The organism is Neorhizobium sp. SHOUNA12A (assembly GCF_023006505.1).
Lineage (GTDB): Bacteria > Pseudomonadota > Alphaproteobacteria > Rhizobiales > Rhizobiaceae > Neorhizobium.
On sequence record NZ_JALBGV010000176.1, the window covers coordinates 1 to 2,859 of the forward strand.

Genomic DNA, 2,859 nt, shown 5'->3' on the forward strand with positions numbered 1-2,859 from the left:
GTTACGAGGCCGTCGCCACCTGCCTTGCCACGCCCGACGTCCGCGCCCGCACCGAAGGCGTCATTGCCTGGCGTCCGCAGGTCGCCTGAACCGCATGGGCCCATCCGCGGGCAATGCGAGCCGCAAACAACAAAAAGCCCCGCGGCGGCAGCCGGCGGGGCTTTTCAAATTCAAATGGCAGAGAGCGATCAGATTTCGCTCTGCGACGTCACGATCCTCGAAACCAGGCCGTAGACCTTGGCTTCTTCGGCTGACAGCCAATAATCGCGGTCCGTGTCGGCGGCGATCTTCTCGACCGACTGGCCAGTGGCTTCGGCCATGATCCTGTTCAGCCGTTCGTTCATCTTGATAATTTCGCGGGCCTGGATCTCGATATCGGATGCCATGCCGCGGGTGCCGCCGGACGGTTGATGAAGCAGGAAGCGGGTGTTCGGCAAGCAGATGCGGCGTTCCTTCGGAACGGACACATAGATCAGCGCGCCGGCCGATGCGACCCAGCCCGTACCGATCATCCAGACCTTCGGCTTGATGAACTTGATCATGTCATGGATCGAATCGCCCGATTCCACGTGGCCGCCGGGCGAGCTCACATAGACGCGGATGTCTTCGTCGCTGGCGGCGGCAAGCGCCACGAGCTGCGTGTTGACCTTCTGCGCCAGTTCCTGGGTAATCGTTCCATAGATGAAGATCGAACGCGACTTGAAAAGATTCGCTTCCGTTTCCTTGCCGAGCGGCAGTTCCTTGGTCTTGTCGTCCTTGTCGTCTTCGTCGTCGAGCACGCTGAGAGTCTCCTGCATCAGATTCATATACCGGACATAATGTGTTCGCCGCCGTAAAACAATGGAGCGTAGAGTCTAAGACGGCACCTTCCACGGACTAAGGTGAATGACGTAGTACCGAGCCTTCTGTCGCGGCAATTGCCGATGGACAGCCACAAAGCGCTTGCCTATCTTCGCAGTCATTCCGCATGCACATAATTTCCAGGGGACCCAAATGCTGAAACGCCTTTCGCTCGCCGCCGCCGTTCTTGCCGCCGCCACCGCACCTGCCTTCGCGCATCTCAATCCGGCAGAACACGGATCGCTCCTCGCCGGTTTCTCCCATCCGCTGTTCGGCGCCGACCATATCCTGGTCATGGTCGCAGTCGGCCTCTGGGCGGCGCAGATCGGAACCGGCAGCAACCGCAATGCGCTGTGGATCGTCCCCGCAGCTTTCGTCGGCACCATGGCTGCCGGTTTCCTGCTCGCGCTCGGCGGCATAAGCCTTCCCTTCGTCGAACCGGCGATCCTCGCCTCGGTGATCGGGCTTGGCCTGCTTGTCGCAACGGCGGTGAAACTGCCGGTTTCGGCGGCAGCTGCCGTCGTCGGCATCTTCGCGCTGTTCCACGGCCACGCCCATGGCGGCGAACTCGGCTCGGCAGGTGCCTTGCAGTTCGGCATCGGCTTCATGATCGCCACCGCCCTCCTGCATGCAGCCGGTATCGCGCTCGGCTTCGGCATTGCCCGGCTCAGCCCTTACATCGCCCGTATCCTCGGCGCCGCGACCGCGCTTCTCGGCCTGTCGCTGGCCTTCGCCTGAGCCCCCGGTCACGAGCCAAGATTACCGAAATGTAAGGGATCCCGGCTTTGAAATGCCGGAATCCCTGCCTACCTTGTTGTCCACGGCAAACGCCCCCAAGGAGGCAAGCATGTCACCCGAAGAACGCCAGCTCCTCACCGCCCTTTTCGACCGCGTCCGCACCGCCGCAGCCACCCCGCGCGACCGCGACGCCGAAACCCTCATCGACCAGGCCACCCGCGAACAGCCCTACGCCACCTACTACCTGGCACAGGCCGTGATCGTGCAGGAAAAGGGCCTCGAAGCCGCCGCCAACCACATCAAGGAACTGGAAGACCGCGTCCGCCAGCTTGAAGCAGAGACGAGCGATCATCACCGTGCCGAACAGAGCGGCGGGTTCCTGAGCTCGATCTTCGGCACCGGCCAGGCCCAGCAATCCCCTGCCCCGCAGCCCGGTCTTCGAACCGGCCCTCAGGCAGGCCCTCAGTCGGGCCCATGGGGCAGCACCCCACGCCAGAACTACCGCACCGGCAGCGACTATGATGACGGTTATCGTGCGCCTCCGCCGCCTGCCGCACCCTGGAGCGGCCAGACATCGGTTCCCTCAGCCGGTGGCAGCTTCCTGCGCGGCGCGCTCGGCACCGCAGCCGGCGTCGCGGGCGGCATGCTGCTCGCCAATTCGCTCTCCGGCATCTTCGGCAGCCACATGAACTCCCTCGGCTGGGGCTCGCCGCTCGCCGGCAGCAACCCGTTCGGCAGCGGCAGCGGTCCTGTCGAGGAAACCGTCATCAACAACAACTATTTCGGGGATGACGCGGTCCGCCAGGCCTCGGGTAACGACAGCACCGCCGCCAACACCAACGATGGGCCCGACAATTCTGGCTCGAATGCCGGCCTGCAGCAGGCCGATTACGGCAACGACGACTTTTCCGACGACCAGGCCGATTTCGACAACAGCGACATGGGCAGCGACGATTCGATGGATGTGTGAGTGAGAGGCTCTGCGGTGGCTGAAGCGCCGGGTCCCTTGATGTAAGGACGGAAGGCCTACCTTCGACGTTGGAGTGCGTCCGCCCCCCTCTGCCCTGCCGGGCATCTCCCCCACAGGTGGGGAGATCGGCTGGCGGCCTTCTCGCCGCCTTTAATCTGACGTCTCTTTCCCCGCAGCCGTTCTTTGAAAGCGGCGGTCGTGCCACATCCAATCTCCCCCCTTGAGGGGGAGATGCCCGGCAGGGCAGAGCGACTGTCTTGTGCGTCAAGCGCTTTGCCATGGTTTATTGTCCCGGATGATGGCGTTGAGGA

Annotated in this window: 3 protein-coding genes; 2 read left to right on the forward strand and 1 reads right to left on the reverse strand. The window is 63.4% G+C overall.

The annotated features are described in order from the left end of the window. Positions 1-188: 188 nt before the first annotated feature. Complete coding sequence (locus MOV63_RS32250; RefSeq protein WP_244446555.1) at positions 189-779, reverse strand: ATP-dependent Clp protease proteolytic subunit; 591 nt, start codon at positions 777-779, stop codon at positions 189-191. Between the two features lie 214 nt (positions 780-993). On the opposite strand from MOV63_RS32250, the gene MOV63_RS32255 reads away from it, so the two are divergent. Both MOV63_RS32255 and MOV63_RS32260 read left to right on the forward strand, forming a co-directional pair. Then, the gene (locus MOV63_RS32255; RefSeq protein ID WP_247039817.1) at positions 994-1,578 is read left to right on the forward strand and encodes a HupE/UreJ family protein; all 585 of its coding nucleotides are present in this window, start codon (positions 994-996) and stop codon (positions 1,576-1,578) included. Positions 1,579-1,687: 109 nt separating this feature from the next. Continuing rightward, a complete protein-coding gene (locus MOV63_RS32260; protein WP_247039818.1) occupies positions 1,688-2,548 on the forward strand; it encodes a DUF2076 domain-containing protein in 861 nt (286 codons plus the stop codon). Positions 2,549-2,859: the final 311 nt, after the last annotated feature.